The organism is Okeania sp. SIO2B9 (assembly GCF_010672505.1).
GTDB lineage: Bacteria > Cyanobacteriota > Cyanobacteriia > Cyanobacteriales > Microcoleaceae > Okeania > Okeania hirsuta.
In genome coordinates, this window is the sequence record NZ_JAAHGK010000812.1 from 1 (window position 1) to 3,574 (window position 3,574).

Annotated in this window: 3 protein-coding genes; 2 read left to right on the plus strand and 1 reads right to left on the minus strand. The window is 33.1% G+C overall.

The window, feature by feature from the left end; all coding sequences use genetic code 11:
• On the plus strand, positions 1-241 hold a 241-nt coding region (locus tag F6K13_RS23780), incomplete at its 5' end, for a co-chaperone YbbN (RefSeq protein WP_287288585.1).
• 511 nt (positions 242-752) lie between these two features.
• Positions 753-2,180, plus strand: coding sequence for a proton extrusion protein PcxA (locus F6K13_RS23785; RefSeq protein WP_124144107.1), 1,428 nt, complete (start codon positions 753-755; stop codon positions 2,178-2,180).
• 51 nt (positions 2,181-2,231) lie between these two features.
• Here the strand turns inward: F6K13_RS23785 and F6K13_RS23790 are convergent, their stop codons facing one another.
• Entirely contained in the window at positions 2,232-3,218 is a 987-nt protein-coding gene (locus tag F6K13_RS23790) for an NAD(P)-dependent oxidoreductase (RefSeq protein WP_161564410.1), read from the minus strand.
• Positions 3,219-3,574 lie beyond the last annotated feature (356 nt).

Below are 3,574 nucleotides of genomic sequence, written 5' to 3' on the forward strand. Positions count from 1 at the left end.
GTGCCAGAATAGGCGCCATTGTCAAATAATGGCCCCTATTCTGGAACAGGTCAATCAAAAGATGAAAGATCGACTGCGGATAGTTAAAATTGATACAGATAAATATCCTCAGTTGGCATCAAAGTATGGCATTCAAGCTTTGCCGACTTTGGTTTTGTTTAAAAATGGTCAGCCAGTAGAACAGATAGAAGGGGTTATACAAGCACAACAGTTAGTTGAACGCTTAGAGAATATTGTCTAAATTTAATTAGGGCTAGCTGATTAATTATCAAAGTATTGATACATAAAGGTTTGAGTATTTTTAGGCTCGAATTGCAGTAGGCCTGTTTCAGTTGAAAACGCTCAAAAAGCTAGTATTTTGGGCTGACTATGGCAGAAAAATCCCAAATTGACAATTCTTACTCCTACCTCCTCGCTCATTCCCCGTTCCTCCTGTCTCCTGTCTCCTGTCTCCTGTCTCCTACCCCTACTAAAAGACTTTTGAGCGCAAATCCTAACTAAATATTTTTGAAGAAATAGACATAATTATGATTTGGCTGAATATCATATTTATGCTCACATTAAAAGCAAAAATATGCTAATATACCAGCTAAGTTGATAATAGTAAAAAGATATTATTTTTAAGTGGAAATTGCTTGTTATCAAATATACAAATGTTCATTACTCGCTCTTTAAACTACTAACTTGAGATTATCAGTTCTAAATGTAATAAATAGTGGCGAGCTGATTGAACTTATCAGAAAATAATCAATATGGCTATTTACTCCTGGAAGCAATTTAAACTCTCTGTTCTGAGTGCTAATGAGTGGTTCCGAGAAACTCCTGAAAGAGCTTTGGATATGGCTTATGATGCCGCCCTCAATATTAAGGCGATTGAAGATCAACATTTTGAAGGTCAAAATATTTCTTTAACATCAGCTAGTTATGGTGATAGTGTTAAGTCTTATTTTAATTCTGCATTGAAGCGATATTTAAAAGTTATTGAAACTAGATTAGCTGAGTTTAATGCAAGTATTTCAGTTGTAGGTATTTTTGAGAAAAATCAGTTTGGCGATAGCGAGGATAAACTCAATAAATATTATCGGCAAGAATTTCAGGATCGACCATCAATTATTTTGGAAAAATTAGAGTTTATTGATGAAGTAGCTAGTCGATATCGTAAACAAACAAAATCTCCAATTCAAAAATCTAATTCAATTGTAGAAGTGCCTGATACTTCATCTTCTTTAGCTATAATATCTAGTCAAAATAATATTAATAATTCTACTAATAATATATCATCTAATTCTGCTATAAATACTACAGAAACACTAAAAAGAGATCAACCTGAAACTAGCTTTTTACCCCGTTCATTATTAAGTACTTTCAAAAGAATCAAGAAAGAGTTAGACCCAGAAGCTGAAGAAGATGTAATTAAGAAATTTAGAAAATCTAAAGTTAAGACTATTACTTCGGTTAGATTTATTTTACTATTGATTTTAGTGCCTCTACTAATTCACCAGTTATCAAAAATAACTTTTGTGGGTTACTTAGTCGATAATTTTATGCCAATCTCTAGTCAACAAGAAGAGATTTTTATTAACCGCGACTTGGAAGAAGAAGCTTTGATGGAATTGCGCAAATATGAGGAAGAACTTCATTTTCAAATTTATTTAGGCCATACTCCTGAATTATTTCCAGAATTATATGAAGCTGGAAAAGAAGTTTCAGAAATACCTAAGCTTCAAAGAGAAGAATTGATTGAGCATAAAGTAGAAGAAAAAGCTCAAGAAATAGCTTCGGAATATAAAAATAGAAGTAATAATGCTATTAAAAATATTTTTTGTGACCTGATATCTTTGATTTCTTTTGTTGGCATTATTTCTGCTAATAGAAGAGATGTTGAGATTTTAAAGTCTTTTATGGATGATGTAATATATGGTCTTAGTGATAGTGCTAAGGCATTTATTCTGATTTTGTTAACAGATATGTTTGTAGGGTTTCACTCCCCTCATGGTTGGGAAGTGATTTTGGAAAATGTTGCTAGACATTTTGGAGTAGCAGAAAGTAGAGATTTTAATTTCTTGTTTATTGCAACTTTTCCGGTGATTTTAGATGCTGTTTTTAAGTATTGGATATTCCGTTACTTGAACCGTAGTTCGCCTTCTGCAGTGGCAACTTACAAGAATATGAATGAGTAATATCAATTATCAAAAAATTCCTGAATTGTTAATATTAATATAGTTTTAATCTTAGCTAAGTTTATATAGATTAAGCACTTCCTGAGGAGCATTTTTAATCCAATCAACCATTTGTTTAACTCCCTCTTCAATATTTACTTGATGTTCATATTGTATTATTTCCTTGGCTCGCTCATAAATACCCCAGCTTTTAGTCAGTTCACCAGGCCTTAATGGGAGTATTTTGGTTTGAGGTATAATTCCAGTTACATTTTCAATAATACTTAGCAACTCAGCAAAATTTGTTCCCTTGCCACTACCAATATTATAAAAGAATGCTCCTTGTTTTTCAGATTGCGCAGCTAATACATAAGCCCTTGCAATGTCACTTACACTAACATAATCTCTGACTTGATTTGAAGGTTCACCAAAAATAGAAATTTCTTGATTTTTTAACACATAAAGTGTATATAGAAGAACCTCATCAAGTGTTACCGGACTTTCCCAGGGACCATAAATGTTGAACATCCTCAAACAATGTGCTGTATATCCATAGGTTCTTGCACCTGCCAATACCTCTATTTCCCCTTGAAACTTAGTTTTTGCATAGGGAGATGCTGGTTCTGGGTATATATTTTCTGTTATTGGCAGTTTGTCTTCTGTTACTGCACCATAAACTGCTGCTGAGGAAGCATAAAGTATTTTAGGAACACTAGCTGCTACACAAGCATTAACAATATTTTTTGTACCTAGCGCATTGAGACTAAAATCATCATTCATGTACTTGACACTCCAGGGAGTATCAATATTTGCTGCTAGATGAATCACTAAATCAGCGCCTCTAAAAGCTCTTGGCCAATCTCCTCCCAAGTCCCGAATATCATTTTCGATTAGTTCAACTAATTCTAATTCTTTTTTGTTTCTGAGTCCGGTACGCATATTGTCAATCACAACAATATTATCGGCTATGGGCTGAAACTGAACAATTATTTCTCTACCAACAAAACCAGCTCCCCCCACAATAACTACTTTTGAAAATCTTTTATTGAATTCTACCACTATAATACTCCTCAGATCGGTTATTTTCTGAACGAAAAACAATATAACATTAAAACATAATATTCTCTATTGAGTCAATTTTTACTTGATTTATATCCTTATTAATATGATTAATAATTTAATGTCTTATACCAATTCACTTTCAGGATGTCACAAATAGTTTCGCTCCTTAATAAATGTCAAATAATTGCCTGAAATTATTGTACAGTCAAAGTTTTTAGTCTATCAAATCTAACTTTCTGACTTCTGAGTTCTGACTTCGGTGAAACGGTATTACATCTTAATCTGTCTTGGGTAACGAGGTTGACAAGGAGTTCCTAAACAAACCTGACCTGATGGCATATCTTTAAACACAA